The sequence below is a fragment of the Mucilaginibacter sp. SG564 genome (genome assembly GCF_013149275.1).
In the GTDB taxonomy this organism is placed as follows: domain Bacteria; phylum Bacteroidota; class Bacteroidia; order Sphingobacteriales; family Sphingobacteriaceae; genus Mucilaginibacter.
This window is the reverse complement of sequence record NZ_JABGNA010000002.1, coordinates 390,614-409,024: the sequence shown is the minus strand read 5'-3', so window position 1 is coordinate 409,024 and position 18,411 is coordinate 390,614. Positions and strand designations below refer to the sequence as shown.

14 protein-coding genes are annotated in these 18,411 nt (G+C 45.6%); 5 read left to right on the top strand and 9 right to left on the bottom strand.

From position 1 onward, the window contains the following. Nucleotides 1-24: 24 nt before the first annotated feature. Nucleotides 25-1,296, bottom strand: coding sequence for a serine--tRNA ligase (serS, locus tag FHW89_RS06365; RefSeq protein WP_172334185.1), 1,272 nt, complete (start codon nucleotides 1,294-1,296; stop codon nucleotides 25-27). Between the two features lie 129 nt (nucleotides 1,297-1,425). On the opposite strand from serS, the gene rsmI reads away from it, so the two are divergent. The 3 genes from rsmI to FHW89_RS06350 all read left to right on the top strand — a co-directional run bounded on the left by rsmI (nucleotide 1,426) and on the right by FHW89_RS06350 (nucleotide 4,391). After that, nucleotides 1,426-2,169, top strand: a complete 744-nt coding sequence (rsmI, locus tag FHW89_RS06360) for a 16S rRNA (cytidine(1402)-2'-O)-methyltransferase (RefSeq protein WP_172334184.1) — start codon at nucleotides 1,426-1,428, stop codon at nucleotides 2,167-2,169. A gap of 256 nt (nucleotides 2,170-2,425) precedes the next feature. After that, nucleotides 2,426-4,054: an apolipoprotein N-acyltransferase gene (gene lnt / locus FHW89_RS06355; RefSeq protein WP_172334183.1), complete on the top strand. Its 1,629-nt coding sequence runs from the start codon at nucleotides 2,426-2,428 to the stop codon at nucleotides 4,052-4,054. Between the two features lie 142 nt (nucleotides 4,055-4,196). Continuing rightward, nucleotides 4,197-4,391 carry a hypothetical protein gene (locus FHW89_RS06350; protein WP_172334182.1) on the top strand — a complete coding sequence of 65 codons (195 nt, stop codon included), beginning with the start codon at nucleotides 4,197-4,199 and terminating at the stop codon, nucleotides 4,389-4,391. Between the two features lie 91 nt (nucleotides 4,392-4,482). Here FHW89_RS06350 and FHW89_RS06345 read toward each other — a convergent pair whose 3' ends face one another. The 6 genes from FHW89_RS06345 to FHW89_RS06320 all read right to left on the bottom strand — a co-directional run bounded on the left by FHW89_RS06345 (nucleotide 4,483) and on the right by FHW89_RS06320 (nucleotide 11,920). Further along, nucleotides 4,483-5,337, bottom strand: coding sequence for a BadF/BadG/BcrA/BcrD ATPase family protein (locus FHW89_RS06345; RefSeq protein ID WP_172334181.1), 855 nt, complete (start codon nucleotides 5,335-5,337; stop codon nucleotides 4,483-4,485). Beyond that, the gene (locus FHW89_RS06340) at nucleotides 5,334-5,714 is read right to left on the bottom strand and encodes a response regulator (RefSeq protein ID WP_172334180.1); all 381 of its coding nucleotides are present in this window, start codon (nucleotides 5,712-5,714) and stop codon (nucleotides 5,334-5,336) included. The genes FHW89_RS06345 and FHW89_RS06340 overlap by 4 nt, the downstream gene beginning before the upstream one ends. Before the next feature lie 68 nt (nucleotides 5,715-5,782). After that, nucleotides 5,783-7,099, bottom strand: a complete 1,317-nt coding sequence (locus FHW89_RS06335) for a TolC family protein (protein ID WP_172334179.1) — start codon at nucleotides 7,097-7,099, stop codon at nucleotides 5,783-5,785. Nucleotides 7,100-7,104: 5 nt separating this feature from the next. Next, nucleotides 7,105-10,230, bottom strand: coding sequence for an efflux RND transporter permease subunit (locus FHW89_RS06330; RefSeq protein WP_172334178.1), 3,126 nt, complete (start codon nucleotides 10,228-10,230; stop codon nucleotides 7,105-7,107). Nucleotides 10,231-10,368: 138 nt separating this feature from the next. Next, nucleotides 10,369-11,451 carry an efflux RND transporter periplasmic adaptor subunit gene (locus FHW89_RS06325; protein ID WP_172334177.1) on the bottom strand — a complete coding sequence of 361 codons (1,083 nt, stop codon included), beginning with the start codon at nucleotides 11,449-11,451 and terminating at the stop codon, nucleotides 10,369-10,371. A 34-nt stretch (nucleotides 11,452-11,485) separates the two neighbouring features. Continuing rightward, nucleotides 11,486-11,920, bottom strand: coding sequence for a MarR family winged helix-turn-helix transcriptional regulator (locus FHW89_RS06320; RefSeq protein WP_172334176.1), 435 nt, complete (start codon nucleotides 11,918-11,920; stop codon nucleotides 11,486-11,488). Nucleotides 11,921-12,303: 383 nt separating this feature from the next. Here FHW89_RS06320 and FHW89_RS06315 point away from each other — a divergent pair, with 383 nt between their 5' ends. Together FHW89_RS06315 and FHW89_RS06310 are read left to right on the top strand one after the other, a co-directional pair. Continuing rightward, entirely contained in the window at nucleotides 12,304-14,106 is a 1,803-nt protein-coding gene (locus tag FHW89_RS06315; protein WP_253952179.1) for a M61 family metallopeptidase, read from the top strand. A gap of 483 nt (nucleotides 14,107-14,589) precedes the next feature. After that, on the top strand, nucleotides 14,590-15,915 hold the full coding sequence (locus FHW89_RS06310) for an APC family permease (RefSeq protein ID WP_172334175.1): 1,326 nt from the start codon (nucleotides 14,590-14,592) through the stop codon (nucleotides 15,913-15,915). A 10-nt stretch (nucleotides 15,916-15,925) separates the two neighbouring features. Here FHW89_RS06310 and FHW89_RS06305 read toward each other — a convergent pair whose 3' ends face one another. Both FHW89_RS06305 and gltX read right to left on the bottom strand, forming a co-directional pair. Continuing rightward, nucleotides 15,926-16,339: a hypothetical protein gene (locus tag FHW89_RS06305; RefSeq protein ID WP_172334174.1), complete on the bottom strand. Its 414-nt coding sequence runs from the start codon at nucleotides 16,337-16,339 to the stop codon at nucleotides 15,926-15,928. A 400-nt stretch (nucleotides 16,340-16,739) separates the two neighbouring features. Next, nucleotides 16,740-18,269, bottom strand: coding sequence for a glutamate--tRNA ligase (gene gltX, locus FHW89_RS06300; protein ID WP_172334173.1), 1,530 nt, complete (start codon nucleotides 18,267-18,269; stop codon nucleotides 16,740-16,742). Between the last annotated feature and the right edge of the window lie 142 nt (nucleotides 18,270-18,411).

Genomic DNA, 18,411 nt, shown 5'->3' with positions numbered 1-18,411 from the left:
GGAGTATAAGTTTAGGACGATGCTTTAATCAATCCACTCAAATTTAGTATATGGTACCAGTACTTCCGGTACTCGGATGCCTTTTTCGGTTTGATTGTTTTCCAGTAGGGTGGCCACAATGCGGGGCAGGGCCAGGGCGCTGCCGTTGAGGGTGTGAGCCAGCTGGGTTTTACCTTCGGTATTACGGAAACGCAGTTTAAGGCGGTTGCTCTGGAAGGTTTCGAAGTTGGATACGGATGATACTTCCAGCCAGCGTTGCTGCGCGGCGCTCCAGGTTTCCATATCGTAGGTGAGGGCCGATGCAAAACCCATATCGCCACCGCAAAGGCGCAATACGCGGTAAGGCAAGCCTAATTTTTGCAGCAGGCCCTGTACATGGGCGCTCATTTGCTCCAAAACCTCGTAAGAGCGATCGGGTTGTACTATTTGAACAATTTCTACTTTATCAAACTGGTGCAGGCGGTTCAGACCGCGTACGTGCGCTCCGTATGAACCCGCTTCGCGGCGGAAACATGGGGTATGCCCGCAGTTTTTTACCGGCAGATCTTCGCCCTTCAGTATCACATCGCGGTACAGGTTGGTGATGGGTACTTCGGCAGTTGGTATCAGGTATAAGTTATCAACACCAACATGATACATCTGTCCTTCCTTATCCGGCAGTTGCCCGGTACCAAAGCCCGATGCTTCGTTTACCATCAGAGGCACGCTTACTTCGCCGTAGCCTGCTTTTTCGGCTTCGTCAATGAAGAAATTGATCAAAGCACGCTGTAATTTAGCACCTTTATTTTTATATACGGGGAAGCCGGCGCCGGTTATTTTAACGCCCAGTTCAAAATCGATCAGGTTGTATTTAGCGGCCAGTTCCCAATGCGGCAGGGCATCGGCAGGCAGCGTGGGTTTTGAGCCGTTTTCCAGCACCACTTCGTTTTCTTCGGGGGTTACGCCTTTGGGCACAGAGCTGTGGGGCAGGTTAGGCAACAGAACCTGCTTTTGGTATAGTTCCTCTTCAATAAAAGCCAGCTGCTCGCCCAGCTTTTTGATATCCTCTTTCCATGCGCCGGTTTTGGCTTTGATGGTTTCTGCTTCATCTTTTTTACCCGCGCGCATCAGGTCGCCAATTTGTTTGGCGGCTGAATTGGCCTCGGCCGAAACGTTATCCATACTGGTTTGTGTTTGACGGCGTTTATCGTCTAACTGAATTATTTCATCAACCAGCTCGGTCTGTTTAAAATTTTTTACAGCCAAACGTTCTAAAACCTGTTCCCGGTTATCGCGGATATAACTAACTTGCAGCATTATTTTATTTTTAGGCAAAGATATAATTAGTTCATAGTTTATGGTTCATAGTTCATGGTTTTTCGTTTATGGTTCATAGTTGATTTGCAAAAACCATGAACTATGAACCATCAACCATGATCCCTAACCATGAACTATGAACCATCAACCATGAACGAAAAAGGTAAACTTTACTTAGTACCCACCCCAATTGGCAACCTGGAGGATATTACCTTGAGGGCCATACGTGTTTTGAAGGAGGCCGACCTGATACTGGCCGAGGATACGCGTACGTCGGCGCCATTGCTCAAGCATTTCGATATTCATCAGAAAGTGTTTTCGCATCATCAGCATAACGAGCATCAATCATCTAACGAGATCGTGAAATTTTTGCTGGAAGGGAAAAATATCGCCCTGATATCTGATGCTGGAACACCAGCCATATCCGATCCGGGTTTTTACCTGGTTCGTGAGGCGTTGAAGTTTGATATCGCGGTAGAATGCCTGCCTGGTGCTACAGCTTTTGTGCCTGCACTGGTAAATTCTGGTTTCCCTACAGATAAGTTTTGTTTCGAAGGTTTTTTGCCGCTGAAAAAAGGCAGGCAAACGCGTTATAAATTTTTGGCTGCCGAGGAGCGTACGATCATACTGTATGAATCGCCGCACCGTTTACTGAAAACACTGGACGAAATGGCGACTTATTTTGGGGCCGATCGCCAGTTATCCGTATCGCGCGAGCTTACCAAAATGTTCGAAGAAACTGTTCGCGGTACCGTAATCGAGGTAAAGCAATATTATGAAACACACCCTGCAAAAGGGGAGTTTGTGATCTGTGTGGCCGGTGCCGAAGCCAAAACATCAAAGAATAAATATAAAGACGACGAAGAGGAATAAAAACAGGGACTGTCACCCTGAGCCTGTCGAAGGACGCGCGCAGAGGCCTGCCGACCATGCTTCGACGGGCTCAGCATGACAGCCTGGGAAAGCAAATAAAAATAAAAAACATGTCATTGCGAGGCACGAAGCCTCACCCAACCCTCTCCAAAGGAGAGGGCTTTAAAATGCTTTTTTGAAGTCTCCCTTTTTGGGGGAGATTTAGAGGGGGCTCTTGCTTCGCACCTCGCAATGACGATTGGGATATATTAAACAAATGAAAAAAAACCTTCCTTTAGCCATACTTTCCGGATTGTTGCTGTGGATAGCCTGGCCGCCTACACCTTATACTACCTTTTTGCTGTTTATTGGTTTTGTGCCGATGTTGCTGGCGATAGAAAACATTATTCAATCAACCTCAGCCAAAAAAGGGAAACAAGTATTCACCCTGGCTTTTATCGGCTTTTTTATCTGGAATACAGCCTCCGTTTACTGGGTATACAATGCCCTGAAAATGGTGGGCGAACTGGTGGCTATTCCCATTACGCTGATCCCATACGCACTGGGGCCATTGCTGATGGCTTTGGCTTGCTGGCTGTATTACCGCTTAAGGTTAGTAACCAGCCGGGGCTGGAGTTTGGCAGGCCTGGTTTGTTTATGGATAGGTTACGAATATCTGCACCAAAGCTGGGATCTGAATTTCCCGTGGATGACTTTGGGTAACGGCTTTGCGGTGAGCCACCAATGGATACAATGGTATGAGTATACGGGTGTTTATGGCGGTACTATTTGGGTATGGGTAGTAAACATACTGGCGTTTTTAATTTATATAGGCTTACGCGAAGCACAGGCAAAAAAGCTACGCCTGAAACTCATCAGCGCGTTTGTGCTGGTGATTTTGTTGCCGATAAGCTTTTCGTTATACACCTATTATAACTATACCGAACAGAAAAACCCATCCAACGTGGTGGCGGTTCAGCCCAATATCGATCCTTATGAAAAGGAGGGGAGTATCCCCGCCAATCTGCAGATCGATATCATGATCCACCTGTCGCGAAGTGTAGCCCAGCCGAATACCGAGTTTTTTTTATGGCCCGAAACCGCCATTCCGGAGTATATGAACGAGGATGGCATCAACAGTAATATTTACTTTAAACAGGCCCAATATTTTTTACGCAAATACAAAAACAGCACCCTGATTACCGGGGGTGAAACCTACCGGTTTTATAATAACAGGGCGACCCCAACAGCCAGTCCTACACAACAGCCTGGTGTATTCGCGGATAATTTTAGTTCGGCACTGGCTATTGAAAATAGCGGCAATGTACAGATCTATCATAAATCGAGACTGGTACCAGGGGCAGAATCGCTGCCATTTGGGAATGCGTTATCCTTTTTAAAACCTGTATTTGAACATTTGGGTGGTGCTACGGGGGCTTATGGCAGCCAGCCTGATGCGGGTGTTTTTTACTCACAAAGTGGTATCGGTGCCGATCCGGTGATTTGTTTCGAATCTATCTGGGGCGAATATGTGGCGCGTTCGGTACGCAAAGGCGCCCAGTTTATCGCTGTTATTACCAACGATGGCTGGTGGGAAAATACATCGGGTAAAGATCAGCACCTGGATTATGCCAAGCTGCGGGCCATTGAAACCCGGCGCTGGGTGGCGCGTTCGGCCAATACCGGTATCTCGGCTTTCATCAACCAGCGCGGCGACATTGTACAGCAAACCAAATGGTGGACACAAGCTGCCATAAAACAGGATATCAACCTTAACTCCGAACTGACCTTTTATGTAGAGCATGGCGATTATCTGCCTAAAGCCGGGAGCTTTATTGCTGTTTTGCTGATTGGGTTTGTGGTGGTGAAAGGGAGGTTTAGGAAGAAGGCGGTGGCAGCGGTTTAAAGCAGTCTTTTTAAAAAGTTTGTCATCCTGAGTGGAGCGAAGGATCTATTTGCCGGTAGGCATGGCGTATACCCGCTCTTGGCCGCGGGAGGGCCAGTTACTTTTGTCGCCACAAAAGTAACCAAAAAGGCTGTCAGCAGAAATGCTTCTGTGCGCTCATGGCCTTTGCCCTGCAAATCAGGCAGAACCAGGGCTGCTAACCCTTACCTCCACTTCGTTCGCGCATTATCCCACGCTTCAGGCAAGGTTCGCTATGCCCTTGCAGCCGCACCGCCCACCATTGTTCTGCCCGCTTTCGCCCGAAGCTTATCTGCTGACGGGAAAAGGAAGAAAATAGTAAGTACATAATTTGGGCAAGCTACTAATATGCCAATCCGTTTGATGGGCACCAATAAAGTAATGAGCCACTGAACCACTGAACAAAGATGCTACTCCTCGTTTCTCTTCAAAATAAAAGCCATCAGATCATTGATCGGTTGTTTGATCACCTTGCCGGTTTTTACACCCTGCTGATGGCAAAGCGTAGTTAATTCCTCCGCAAAAAAATAAGCGATGGACCCTACAAAATGACATTTATAGCGGTGATATTCCGGGTACGATTTGATGTTGCTGTCAATAAATTCCAATAAACCTTTTTCCAGCAGTTCCTGCCCGTATGGTGTGGTTTTTATTTCGCTTACAAAACGCGAGAACGAGGCCAGGTAGGTATTGGCATTGGGCCGTTGATATACGTTCTTGATCACGATCTCTTTATTCAAGCCGTAGGCTTTGTTAAATGCCTCGTTGATATCGGCGGGCATGTTGCCGTACAGAAAATCGGTGATGAGGGTTTTGCCAAACCAGGTGCCCGAGCCTTCGTCGCCCAAAACAAAACCCAGTCCATGCTGCCCGTCGTGTATGTTTTCCCCGTCGAAATACGAGATGTTTGACCCCGTGCCCATTACACAGCAAATGCCTTTTTCGTGCCCGCAGGTGGCATAAGCGCAGCCTAAAAGGTCGCTGTCGACACTTACAAAGGCTTTGGTGAACAGCTGGCTGATAGCGTTTGAAACGATCTCATGCCTGTCTGGACTGGAGCAACCGGCTCCGAAAAAATATATTTCGGCAATATCATTGGCATAGGCTACCATATCTGGCGCCTGGTCCTGTATTATTTTAGCTATTTCTTTTTCGGTTAAAAAGTATGGGTTTAAGCCGGCGGTTTTGAATGATATTGGTTCCTGCTGTGGGATACTGAGCAACCAATCTGTTTTTGAAGATCCGCTATCGGCAACTAAGATCATGGACAAATTTCTTCGAGCGCTTTAATGGTTAATGGCTTATGTATAAATTGGGTAATATACTTGTTTCCTACCGACTCTTTCATATCTGTTGGGTCAAGGGAGGAGGAAAGCATAAATATTTTAATATCTTTTTTATTGATCGATAACTTATCGTATTCCTGTAAAAACTCAAAACCGCTCATCAAAGGCATACGCACATCTAAAAAAATAACATCGGGTTTTATAGTGCCTTCCCGGAGCGAATTAATGGCTTCGGCAGGCGATTGTCTTACGATGATCTGCTCGGCAAAGTTACTATTCTCCAAAATCCTGCGTGTTACAAAGTTGTCGATGTAGTTATCATCGATCAACAAGCATGTTTTGTAGGGGGTTAACATCGTGTTCCAAAAATAGCTTTTTAAAGCAAATTAAGAAACATACCCCATAAATAAATACTTATTAGTACTTAATTAATATTAATACTGCTGGTTATCTGTTTTAAAGTTACCTCCGCGAGTTTTGATTGATACTGAGCGGCAAAGAACTTGGATTGTGCATCCAGGTAATTGCGCTGGGCTTCTCTTATCTCTAAAGGTGTAATATTACCAAGCTTATATTTTTCTAATGATATATCCAGGTTCTTTTTAGCTATAGTTACGTTGGCCTGCCCGAGTTTGATCAGATCAAGTCCCGACAGGTAGCTTACAAAAAAGTTATTGATCTGCGCTTCTACATTCAGCCGGGTTTGTTTGGCGCTGATATTGGCGTTATCGATCTGTATTTTGGCGTTCTTTTCGCGGCGGTTTTGGTTAAAGCCGTCAAATATATTGATGCTGGCTGTAAGTCCATAGTTTAAACCATGCACGTTTTGCGACAGCGTAAAACCAGCCGGTGTTTTGCTATTGGAAAAAGTATAGCCAGAAGTTAAACCCACCTGCGGATACCGGGTTGAGCGCACCTGTTTCAGGTTAATTTCGGCCAGGCGTTTATTGATCTGTGCCGATAAAATGGCCGGGTTTTGTAATTGGGCGCTGTTGATGATCTCGGCAAGGGTTAGTTTATCATCAATCAGAATGGTATCGCCTACCGCGAAATCGGTTTGCAGATCGCGGATCAGGAGCTGGTTAAGTTGTATTTTGATTGCTTTAAACTGTTGGTATTGTGTAACCAGGTTGGCTGTATCGGTATTGAGGTTAACCTGCGCGTTCAACACATCCAGGCCCGATGCCCTGCCAACCTTGTACTTGTCGTTAGCATAACGCAGCTGTGTGCGCGAAATATCTATGGCCCCTTTGAGTGCTTTGATCTGCTCGTTTTGGTTGATGAGGTCATAGTAAGTAGTGATCACATTGGCTACGGTAGTTTGAATGGTATCCTTGAGCCGGATAGCGCTTAAGGTATCAACGGTTTTTAACTGATCATAGGTGGCAAACATATTAAAACCATCAAAAATGGTCCAGTTAAGATTTACGCCATAACTATTATTGGAGTTATGGGCGTTGATATTATTCACCGTGCCATCGTTACGCGTTTGCTTGGTGTTTTGCCTGCTGGCATTTGTAGCAAAGTTGCCCGTAAGCTGCGGTAAAACACCCGCGTTACCCAGGGTAACATTATTAGCGGCAATGGTTGAGTTGTTTTGCGACAGCTTGATATTATAGTTGTTTTTAAGCGCGATCTCCACAGCCTCTTTCAACGTAAGCAAAGGCGCATCCTGTGCCCAGGCTGTTATGCTAAAAAACAGACTGCAAAAAATGGAGAAAACTATTTTTTTAATCATCATAAGGGTTACAGGTTTTCAATCAATAGAGGTTTTTTAGTCTCATCCAGTTCCGCGTCTTCCGGTTCATGATCAGGATCGCGGCGGGTTTTGGAGGCGAAAATCACATACATCAGCGGAATAATGTACAGGGTAAGCACCAGCGAAAACAGCATCCCGCCCATAATTACTATACCCAATGATACACGACTTTTGGCACCCGCGCCCAATGCAAAGGCGATAGGCACCGAACCCAACACCACGGCTAAACTGGTCATCAATATCGGGCGTAAACGGGCTGTTGCTGCTTCAATGGCGGCTTCATATTTAGCCACGCCATGTTCCATGCGCTGGTTGGCAAACTCCACAATAAGGATACCGTTTTTGGTTACCAGCCCCACCAGCGTAATAATACCGATCTCGCTGAAAATGTTCAGCGTTTGGTTAAACAGCCACAGGGATAAGAATGCCCCCGAAATAGCCAGCGGCACGGTCAGCATCACAATAAACGGATCCATAAAACTCTCGAACTGTGCCGCCAGTACCAGGTATATCAGCAACAGCGCAAAACCAAAGGCGAATAATATATTTGATGAACCTTCGGCATAATCCCGTGATGGGCCGCTCAGAGCGGTGCTGAAGGTGTCGTCCAGTATTTCTTTGGAGATGCGGTCCATTTCTTTAATACCATCACCAACGGTACGCCCCGGGGCTAAACCCGCCGATACCGTGGCCGATTTATACCGGTTAAAGTGATAAATAGCCGGAGGCGTTGCCCCTTCGGTTACTTTTACTACGTTATCCAGCTGTACCAGGCCGCCTTTGGTGCTGCGCAGGTAAACGGATTTCAGATCGAGCGGCTGATCGCGGTTGGCCCGATCTACCTGGGCAATTACCTGGTATTGTTTGCCGTTGATCAGGAAATAATCCAGTCGGCCGGCGCTATAATACAATTGCAGAGTTTGGGCAATATCATCAACAGATACCCCGAGGTCGCGGGCCCGGTCACGGTCGGTAATTACCCTTAACTCCGGCTTGGTAAATTTCAGGTTGACGTCCGTTCCCTGGAATACCGGGCTTTTGGATACTTCGGAGAAAAACTTGGGCAGCGCTTTACGGATCTTTTCAAAATCCTGGTTCTGGATCACGTATTGCACCGGTAACGATGTACGGGCACCGCTACCGCCGCCGCTGATGGTTTGCTCCTGTATCACAATAGCGCGGGCATCGGGCATGCGGGTGAGCTTTTTGCTGAGCCAGTCGGCCAGTTGCTGTTGGCTCCGGCCACGTTCGTCCGGGGCGACTAGACCGATACGGCCAAAGCCCGAGTTGGCCGAACCGCCACCAAAGGATGGCGAAACGATCTCGAAATTAACCTTCGCCTCCGGAATAGAATCTTCTACCAGTTGCGATACCTTGTCCATGTACTTGGTCATGTACTCATAAGTGGCACCCTCAGATCCGGTAACGCTGTAACGCAACAAGCTGCGGTCATCCAGCGGAGCCAGCTCAGATGGGATAACCCGCACCAAAACACCAATAATGAGCAGCGATACGGCCAGGATCACGAAAGATACCCAGCGCACTTTCATAAACTTAACCAGCGTTTCGGTGTAAGAGTTGGTCATGTTCACAAAAAAAGGCTCGGTACGCTCGTAGAACTTTGATTTTTTGTTGCTCTTGCGGATCAGTTTTACGTTCAGCATGGGGGTTAACGACAGTGACACAAATGCTGATATCAGTACCGCACCGGCCACCACTACCGCGAACTCGCGGAACAAACGGCCTGTAAAGCCCTGTAAAAACACAATGGGTAAAAACACGGCTGCCAGTGTAACCGAGGTAGACACTACCGCGAAAAATATCTCGGCCGAACCTTCAAAAGCCGCTTTGCGGATAGCCATGCCGGCCTCTACCTTTTTATAGATATTCTCGGTTACCACAATCCCGTCATCCACCACCAGGCCCGTTGCCAGTACAATGCCCAGGAGGGTTAATATATTGATGGAGAAACCAAAAATATACATGATGAAAAACGCCCCGATCAGGGATACCGGGATATCAATCAGCGGACGGAAAGCGATGAGCCAATCGCGGAAAAACAGGTAAATGATAATTACCACCAGCACAAAGGATACAATAAGGGTTTCCTGTACTTCGGTTATGGATTGGTTGATGAACCGTGTATTATCCAGTGCCACATTTACCTTAATATCCGGCGGAAGATCTTTTTTGATCTGCTCCAAACGTTTGTAAAAATCTTTGGCTATCTGTACATAGTTAGCGCCAGGCTGCGGCACAATGGCCAGGCCGATCATCGGCACGCCCGATTCCTTAAAAATGGTTTCCTCATTGGCCGACCCTAAAACGGCATAGCCCACATCGCGCAGGCGCACCACCCGGTTACTGTCTGACCGGATAATGAGATCGTTAAAATCTTTTTCGGTGGATAATTTACCCAGCGCCCTGATGGTCACCTCGGTATTGTTACCTTCAATTTTACCGGCAGGCAGCTCCACGTTCTCTTTGGATAAGGCCGTTCCAATGTCACTTGCGGTAACACCCTGGGCGGTAAGCTTATTTGGGTCTATCCATAAACGCATGGCGTATTGGCGCTGGCCTTGTATGTTAATGGTACTTACGCCTGGAATGGTTTGCAAACCTTCCTGCAAAACGTTTTCGGCATAATCATCCAGTTGATTAATGTTGCGGGTATTACTTTGTACCTCCAGGGTAATGATCTGGTCGGCGCTGGCATCGGCCTTGGTTACAACCGGTGGTGCGTCGATATCTTGAGGCAGCTGGCGCTGGGCCTGGCCTACCTTATCGCGCACGTCGTTGGCGGCGGTTTCCAGGTCGGCATCCAGGTCAAACTCCACGGTAATGTTGCTGGAACCCACCGAGCTGGTCGACGACAGATTACGGATCCCCGGAACACCGTTGATGGCCTTTTCCAATGGCTCGGTGATCTGCGATTCAATTACATCGGCATTGGCGCCCGCGTAACTGGTGGATACCGAAATGATAGGCGGATCGACCGAAGGAAAATCCCTCACCCCTAAAAATTTATAACCGATAATACCGAACACCACAATGGCTACCGACATTACCGTGGCCAATACCGGCCGCTTTATACTGACTGAGGATAAACTCATATAGTTTTTTATTAAGAGTTGTTGTTAAGAATCAAGAACCGGGAGTCAAGAATCAAGAAAAAAAGCAGGCCGATCTTTATTGTAAATAAGCTTTTGTTCTTATTCCGGCTCTTGATTCTTGACTCTTATCTCTTGCTTCTATTTAATAACTTTAGCAATTTTTAAAGGAACCTTTGGACGCATTTGTATAATGCCCGATACTACCACGCTATCGCCGGGTTTCAGGCCATCAATGATCTGTATTTTGGTGTCGGTGCGCATATCAGTTTTAACCGGTTTGCTCATAGCAACGCCATTATGATAAACATAAACCAGGCTGCTTTTCAGGTCGGGAATAACGGCCTGGGTGGGCAGCAAAATGGTTTTAGGTATCTGGTCGAGCGTTAAATTAATTTTGGCGAATGCTCCGGCCGTCAGTAAGCCTTTTGGATTTGGCGCTTTGGCCCTTACGGTAAGCGTTCGTGAATTCACATCAATAGCCGGATCGATAGCGTACACCGTAGCCGTGAAATTTTCCCTCGAGCTTTCGGTTGTGAACCTGATCTTGCTGCCGGGGCCAATGATAGAAAGGTATCTTTCCGGAACAGAGAAGGTAACCTTTGCCGGATCGATATTCACCAACTGTGCGATAGAAGTTTGTGGTGATAAATAGCCACCCGGACTCACATTGCGTAACCCGATTGTGCCCGAAAACGGTGCCCTGATTTCGGTGCGGGTTATTTGCGCCTTGATCATATCGCCCTGGGCTTTTAATGAGTTTAGGGAGGTTAACGAGGTATCATATTCCTGCTGACTGATGGCTTCTTTTTGCAGCAATACTTTGTTGCGATACTCATTTTGTTTGGCCAGCGCCACCTGGTAGTTCACTTGTTTAAGCGATGCTTCCAGGTCCTGGTTATACACTTTTACCAGCAACTGTCCTTTTTGTACTTTGCTGCCTTCGGTAAAATAGATGCCGGTAATATTGCCGGCGGTTTGGCTCACCAGGTTTACCTTTTCGTTGGCGTCGATAGAGCCGGTTACATCGATGATATTGTTGATGGCGGTATCCTTTACAATCATAATGTTAACGGAAACAGGACCGTTCTTTTTCTTTCCACCCTTGCCCCCAGCAGCCATGGCAGCAGCAGATTCCTTGGCGTTTTTGCTAAAGAATTTGTTGTAAATTAAATAGGCAACCAGCAAAGCCAGCGCGGTGTAAATGATATACCTTGTTCTCATATTAAATGGATCATTTTTGTGATTTAGTTTCTGATCAGGTTGTTATTAAGGGTTTGATGTTGTTTTGCATTTGAAGTAATACGCGCTCAAATACTTTCATATCATCGTCGGATATTCCCCGGGTGATGTCGGTATTGATGTTTTTAATTGAAGCTACAATCTGCGGAACCGCGAGCTTTGCTTTCTCGGTAACTTTTAACAATTGTTCGCGACGGTCGTTGGGGTTGTTTTCCCGGTACACAAATCCTTTGGCGGTAAGCAGATTAATGATACTTACCATAGCCGATTTGTCTTTATCCAGTATTTCGGCAAGTGCTTTTTGCGATAATTGCCCGTCGTGATGATAGATCAGCGATAGCACATAGTGATAGCGGTTTACGTCAAGGTGTTCTGTACTTTTAGCGAGCAGGCTTTGGTACAATTTACCCAAACGTATCAGTTTGCGGGATATAGGTTCAATTAACGACATTATAAGGTTGCACAAACATAAACAGTATACAGTAGAAATGGTTGTATGTATCAACCATTTTACAAGGTTAATTTTAGGTTAGGGAATGGGGAGGAGAACCTGCACCGGGCGAAGTATGGCGTAGCCAACTCACCCCGGCATCGCTGCGCTCGCCGACCCTCTCTTCGCCTGCGGCGGAAAGAGGGCTACTGCTCTCCGCGCGTCATTGCGAGCGCAGCGTGGCAATCCCCGATAAGCAAAGCCGCTCTGTAAGTAGGGGATTGCCACGTCGTTCCTCCTCGCAATGACGCGTGGAGAATAACCACTCACTCTCGTGCCCCTTTGCAAACAAGCGCAAGTAGAATGACGCTGCAGAGAAATACATAAATTTTTTAACTTGCGGCATGAAACCATTTAAACATATCATTACTTTTTTATTAATCATAGCTTATATGAGTCCATCTGTCAGTGAAGCGCAAACTACGGCCAATATATCTTATACCGTGTCTTTCCCCGAGGCACAGGCGCATTATGCTGATATCGAAATGCATATTTCGGGCTTAAAACAAAATACGCTCGACCTTAAAATGCCCGTATGGACACCCGGCTCATACCTGGTACGTGAATTTGCCAAAAACATCGAAGCTTTTAGCGCCGATGCGGGCGGCAAAGCGGTGCCATCGCCCAAGATCAATAAAAATACCTGGCGCATTGCCACCAAAGGCGTATCAACCGTAAATATTAAATACCGGGTTTATGCTAATGAGATTTCGGTACGTACCAGTTATATCGATGCGTCGCATGGTTTCCTGTCAACATCCGGCATATTTATTTACCCGGCCAATATGCTGCATGCACCTTCAACCATCCACATTAAACCTTATAAAGACTGGGCCAAGGTTTCAACCAGTCTGGAAATGGTGAATAACGATCCTTTTACCCGTGTATCGCCCAATTATGATATCCTTTTTGATTCGCCGATAGAAGTGGGTAACCAGGATGTTTTTGGTTTCGATGCCGCCGGAGTAAAATATGAGGTGTGTATGTACGGCGGCGGCAATTATGATAAAGAACGCCTTAAAAAAGACCTGCACAGTATTGTTGAACAGGAAACCGCCATTTTTGGCGAAAATCCCAATAAGCATTATGTGTTTATTGTGCATAATCATTTACGCGGTGGCGGCGGTCTGGAACATTTAAGCTCTACCGTTTTAGGCGCTTCGCGCGATAACTATGCTACAGAAAAAGGCTATCAAAGCTTTTTGAGCCTGGCCGCGCATGAGCATTTCCACTTATGGAATGTAAAACGCCTGCGCCCGATAGTATTGGGCCCGTTTGATTACGATAACGAGAACTATACCACCAATTTGTGGATAGCCGAAGGCTTTACCGAATATTACCAGGAAATAGCAGTTCGCCGTACCAATTTGTATTCGCCAGAAAATTACCTGGGCCAGATAGCAGTAGAGTTTAATATATTGGAAAACCTGCCGGGCAGAAATGTACAAACCGTAGCCGAATCGAGCTTCGATGCTTGGATAAAAGCTTACCGCCCTAACGAAAACTCCAACAATACCACCATATCCTATTACAACAAAGGGGCCATTATTGGGATGATGCTTGATCTGGAGATCATCAACAGCAGCAAAGGCAAATATTCGCTGGATGATGTAATGAAGTATATGTATACCGAATATTACAAAACTAAAAAACGCGGCTATACCGATGCGGAGTTTAAACTGGGCTTTGAAAAATTCGCCGGTAAAAAGCTGGACGATTTTTATAAAAACTATATCAATGGTTTAACCCCTGTTGATTACAATAAATACCTGGGCTATGCAGGCTATAAAATAGTGGATGAACTGGCTGATAACAACGATCCGGCTTTTGGCGTAGCTACCGCTGTTACGGCCAATAAAAAACTGATCGTAACCAGCGTTGTCCGTGGCACATCGGCCTATATAGATGGCATTAATGTGAACGACGAATTGGTAGCCATTGATGATAACCCGGTTACCGACGCCGCAACCATGCTGAATGGTAAAAAAACGGGAGACAAAATAAAAGTGGATGTTATCCGCGACGGACTACCGCTTACACTACAGGTTACCTTATTGAAAAGCACCCGCGTTAAATACAAAATTGTACCTGTAGGCAACGAAACAGCACAGCAATTGCTGGTGCGTAAAAAGTGGCTGAGTATCTGAATCAGAATTAACAGAATTTAAGGATTCTCAGAATATAAAAATGCATTCGGCTAATTTTAAAATTATCTGAATCAGGATTTTCAGAATATAAAAGCTCATTCTGTTAATTTTAAAATTCTGTGAATTCTGATTCAGACGGTTTTTTTTCGTATATTTAAGTACATAAACACCATGGCCCTGCTTACTTGAAAAACGTAAGCAGGGCCATTTGTTTAAAGGAACAAAATGAGGTAAAAAGATGAGTAATTTTTACTTAGTTAATTGAATATTAGCTTTATAAAACTTTTTAAAGTTTTTAAAACCCGTCAAAAATTTGTTAAAAAGTGTTAAAATCGATGTTTTTGAATCAGTTTTGAAATGTTTTCGATTCATTTTACCCGCTTTTCGCATCGAAAAGTGTTAAAATCGGGCTTTAAAAAGTATTTTAAAAAGGATGAATTGTTTGATTTTTGTAACGCGGGTTAAATTGTATTTTTATAACCTATGCCATCAGCCGCAGCCTTAAAAAAAATCAGACCGATACAGCTTGTCGCTGTTATTTTCTTTACCGTATCCGGCGGGCCATATGGCCTGGAACCCTTGCTCAGTTATGCCGGAGATCATGGCGCGCTGCTGATCCTGTTGATAACCCCTTTACTTTGGGACGTACCCGCCATATTCACTGTACTGGAACTTAACAGTATGATGCCCATTACCGGGGGTTACTATAAATGGGTAAAATATGCCCTGGGCACACGCTGGGGCTTTTACGAGGGCTGGTGGACCTGGCTCTACACCTTTGTTGATCTGGCTATATACCCGGTTCTGTTTGTGCAATACGCGTCGTTCTTTTTCCCGGTTTTGCTGCAGTACCAGGTGCCGGTATGCCTGCTTATCATCTGGGCATCGGCGGGGTTAAATATACTGGGGATAGTGCCGGTAGGTAAAGTATCGCTGTTTTTGAGCGCGGCCGTGCTGGCGCCGGTTATTATTTTGATAGTACTGGCTATTCATCATCATAGTGGCAGTTTGAGTATCCCTTCGCCATCACTAAAAGGAATTACTTTTCCGTCCTTCGGCATGGCGCTATATACCGTCATGTGGAACTGCCTGGGCTGGGATAATATTACCACCTATGCCGAGGAGGTCGAAAAACCGGTCAAATCGTACCTGGTATCCATGATCATTGCTTTTGTCCTGGTAATGGTGGTTTACTTTTTTATCACCTGGATAGCTCAGCAATCGGGCATTAATCACAATACGCTTACTAATGATGGGTTCCCGGCTTTAGGGGTACTGGTGGCCGGCAGATGGCTGGGAATTGTGATAGCGGCGGGTGGTATGGCCAGTACACTGGGTATTTACGCAGCGGTATTATTATCGGTATCGCGGGTGCCACAGGTTATGTCCGAAGATCATTTACTGCCTGCCGGGCTGAACAAATTGCACAGGCGTTTTAAAACGCCTTATATATCTCTTATCATTTGCTCCTTAGTAGTAAGCTTTATGGTGCTGTGGACTTTTGCCGATCTGCTCATCATTGACGTAACAGTTTATGGTGCGGGGTTATCCCTGGAATATATTGCCCTGGTAAGGCTTCGGTTAAAGGAGCCGCAGAAGGCCCGGCCATTCCGGATACCATTAAATGTTATCGGCCTTTGTCTGATATTGGTTTTTCCTTTTGTGGTATATGCCGTGGCTTTGGGTGGAGCATTATCATCAACCCCAGAGGCGCTTAAAGCCGCGATATTTGCCTTAACCGCATTATTGAGCGCAGAAGTAGCCTGGCGGATCATTCTAATCAGCAGGCCACATTTAAAGATAAATTAAAGGGAACGATTTAGTTTGAGGCTTTGGCGAGCAGATTGGTAATGGGGGCATCAAAAATACTGGATAAAACGGTCGCGATATTTTTGCTTTCGGCGGATTTTTTAAAATCTTCGGAATAAAAGATATGATCAACCCCCAGCACTTTTAACAGACTATCGGTTTTGGTATGGGCCGTGGTTTTATAGCAGCATATTCTTATTTTGCTGTAGGCCGGATTAGCACTGATACGGCGCAGGATCTTTTCCATGTCCTTGCTTAGGTGGTCATAATCAAATATAACCACATTGGGCTTAATTTCATGTATGGTGGGGAAGATGCTGCCCGCAGCCGAAATATGCCTGAACGTGTTGTTGTTAGGCAGTAACTCAGCCGAAAAAGTATCGGCAGCAACCAATAGTACATTTTTAGATCGTATGCGGATCATGACCAATTAATTAAGGGGGCTCATAAAATTAGATTTTAAATATCATTTCTACAAAATATTATCGCCAATTGTAATAATATTGATACAAAAAAAGCGTAATCGGTGCTGATGGTAAAATTCTGACAATCAGTATTTTCTAATATAATAAATAAATTTCCTTGAAAGTAAAACGATGTCAATTGTCCCCGCGAATGATTAAAATAATAAAGTATTATTCTTTTTCTGGCGGATTGACCTTATTACGATGCCAGGAGTGGGTTTGTTTCAATATTTTTAATGTACCGCCATGTAAATAAGTGCATTATATGGAGTACCGTCTGGAGTTTTGCAAAACAGCCATTGCCTGGGCTGGCAATGGCTGTCAAAACTATATTGATGCGGTTACGGAACCGGCAGATCTTTAAGCCGGACTGCTAAACGCGTCTAATGCTTTAGCTATCCTGCTGATGGTTTCTTGTCTGCCCAATATCGCTGCTATATCAAACACATGCGGGCCAAATTTGCCGCCAACCAGCATAATGCGGAAGGGCAGCATCACATCGCCTGCTTTTAATGCTTTTTCTTCCATCAGGGCTTTAAACGCTTCCTCAAAAGAATGAGCTTCCAAATCTGCTGCGGAGCTATTTAGCAAGGCTGTAAGGGCATTAAAGAAATCAACTTTAGCATCGGTCCATTTGGGTTGTACCGCGTTGAGATCATATGTTTTGGGCTGTTCGAAAAAGAAGCCAGCCTGCTGATAAAAGTCGGGCAATAAAACGCAGCGCTCTTTCACAAGGTTGATAACCGACAGGAGTTTTGCATCATCGGTAACAACAATACCTTTTTCGGCTAAAATTGTGCTGACATCTGACTTTAGACTTTGGGCTTCCGACTTCTTGATCCACTCGGCATTGAACCATTTGGCTTTTTCAAAATCAAATTTGGCGCCGGCTTTACTTACCCGTTCCAGGGAGAACTTTTCGATCAGTTCATCCAGCGTAAACAGTTCCTGGTCGGTACCATCGTTCCAGCCCAGGGTAGCCAGCAGGTTTAAAAACGCTTCGGGCAAAAAGCCCAATTCGCGGAAACCAGGTGTAAGTTCGCCTGTTTTGGCATCAAACCAATTCATTGCGTATACTGGGAAACCCAAACGGGCACCATCGCGTTTGCTAAGCTTGCCATGGCCGTCGGGTTTTAGTATTAAAGGCAGATGCGCCCATTTCGGCATGTCGGCTTTCCAACCTAGGTAGTCCCAAAGCAGTAAATGCACAGGAACTGATGGGAGCCATTCCTCACCGCGGAAAGCGTGCGAAATTTTCATCAGGTAATCGTCTACAACCACAGCTAAGTGGTAGGTAGGCATACCGTCGGCCTTTAGTAATACCTTGTCATCAACCTGGTTGGTTTCAAAACTTACATGCCCGCGGATCAGGTCATTGAAACTAATGGTTTCATCGGCAGGCATTTTTATTCGGATAACATGTGGCGTGCCGGCATCAAGCAGGGCATCAACCTCATGTTGTGGTAATGAAAGTGAATTGCGTAAACCATCACGATAAACCTGGCCGTATTGAAAATTAGGAATCTCTTTACGGTTCTTATCCAGCTCCTCGGGGGTGTCAAACGCGTAATAGGCATGGCCCTGCATCACCAGGCGTTCGGCATATTCGCGATAAAGGGCTTTGCGCTCACTTTGACGATAGGGGGCATAAGGGCCGCCAACCACCGGACTTTCATCGGGTTGCAGGCCGCACCATTTCAAACAATCTAAAATATATTCCTCGGCACCTTCCACATAACGGGTCTGGTCGGTGTCCTCAATTCTTAAAACAAAATCGCCATGATGTTTTTTGGCGAATAAATAGTTAAATAATACGGTACGTACGCCACCCAGGTGCAAACCACCGGTAGGGCTTGGCGCAAAACGAACTCTTACTTTTTTATCGGTCATGATGGGGCAAAGATAGTTTTTTTAAGATTTGCAGATGTGCGGATTTTAGATGTGCAAATGAAAAATGACGGACAATCAATTATCTGCACATCCGCACATCTGTAATCTGCACATTTGAAATAATTTTACGTTATTTGGACTG

Excerpts from the sequence above, each read along its gene's own strand:
- serS (WP_172334185.1), bottom strand. The coding sequence starts at position 1,296 with ATGCTGCAAGTTAGTTATATCCGCGATAACCGGGAACAGGTTTTAGAA.
- rsmI (WP_172334184.1), top strand. The coding sequence starts at position 1,426 with ATGAACTATGAACCATCAACCATGAACGAAAAAGGTAAACTTTACTTA.
- lnt (WP_172334183.1), top strand. The coding sequence starts at position 2,426 with ATGAAAAAAAACCTTCCTTTAGCCATACTTTCCGGATTGTTGCTGTGG.
- FHW89_RS06350 (WP_172334182.1), top strand. The coding sequence starts at position 4,197 with ATGCTTCTGTGCGCTCATGGCCTTTGCCCTGCAAATCAGGCAGAACCA.
- FHW89_RS06345 (WP_172334181.1), bottom strand. The coding sequence starts at position 5,337 with ATGATCTTAGTTGCCGATAGCGGATCTTCAAAAACAGATTGGTTGCTC.
- FHW89_RS06340 (WP_172334180.1), bottom strand. The coding sequence starts at position 5,714 with ATGTTAACCCCCTACAAAACATGCTTGTTGATCGATGATAACTACATC.
- FHW89_RS06335 (WP_172334179.1), bottom strand. The coding sequence starts at position 7,099 with ATGATGATTAAAAAAATAGTTTTCTCCATTTTTTGCAGTCTGTTTTTT.
- FHW89_RS06330 (WP_172334178.1), bottom strand. The coding sequence starts at position 10,230 with ATGAGTTTATCCTCAGTCAGTATAAAGCGGCCGGTATTGGCCACGGTA.
- FHW89_RS06325 (WP_172334177.1), bottom strand. The coding sequence starts at position 11,451 with ATGAGAACAAGGTATATCATTTACACCGCGCTGGCTTTGCTGGTTGCC.
- FHW89_RS06320 (WP_172334176.1), bottom strand. The coding sequence starts at position 11,920 with ATGTCGTTAATTGAACCTATATCCCGCAAACTGATACGTTTGGGTAAA.
- FHW89_RS06315 (WP_253952179.1), top strand. The coding sequence starts at position 12,304 with ATGAAACCATTTAAACATATCATTACTTTTTTATTAATCATAGCTTAT.
- FHW89_RS06310 (WP_172334175.1), top strand. The coding sequence starts at position 14,590 with ATGCCATCAGCCGCAGCCTTAAAAAAAATCAGACCGATACAGCTTGTC.
- FHW89_RS06305 (WP_172334174.1), bottom strand. The coding sequence starts at position 16,339 with ATGATCCGCATACGATCTAAAAATGTACTATTGGTTGCTGCCGATACT.
- gltX (WP_172334173.1), bottom strand. The coding sequence starts at position 18,269 with ATGACCGATAAAAAAGTAAGAGTTCGTTTTGCGCCAAGCCCTACCGGT.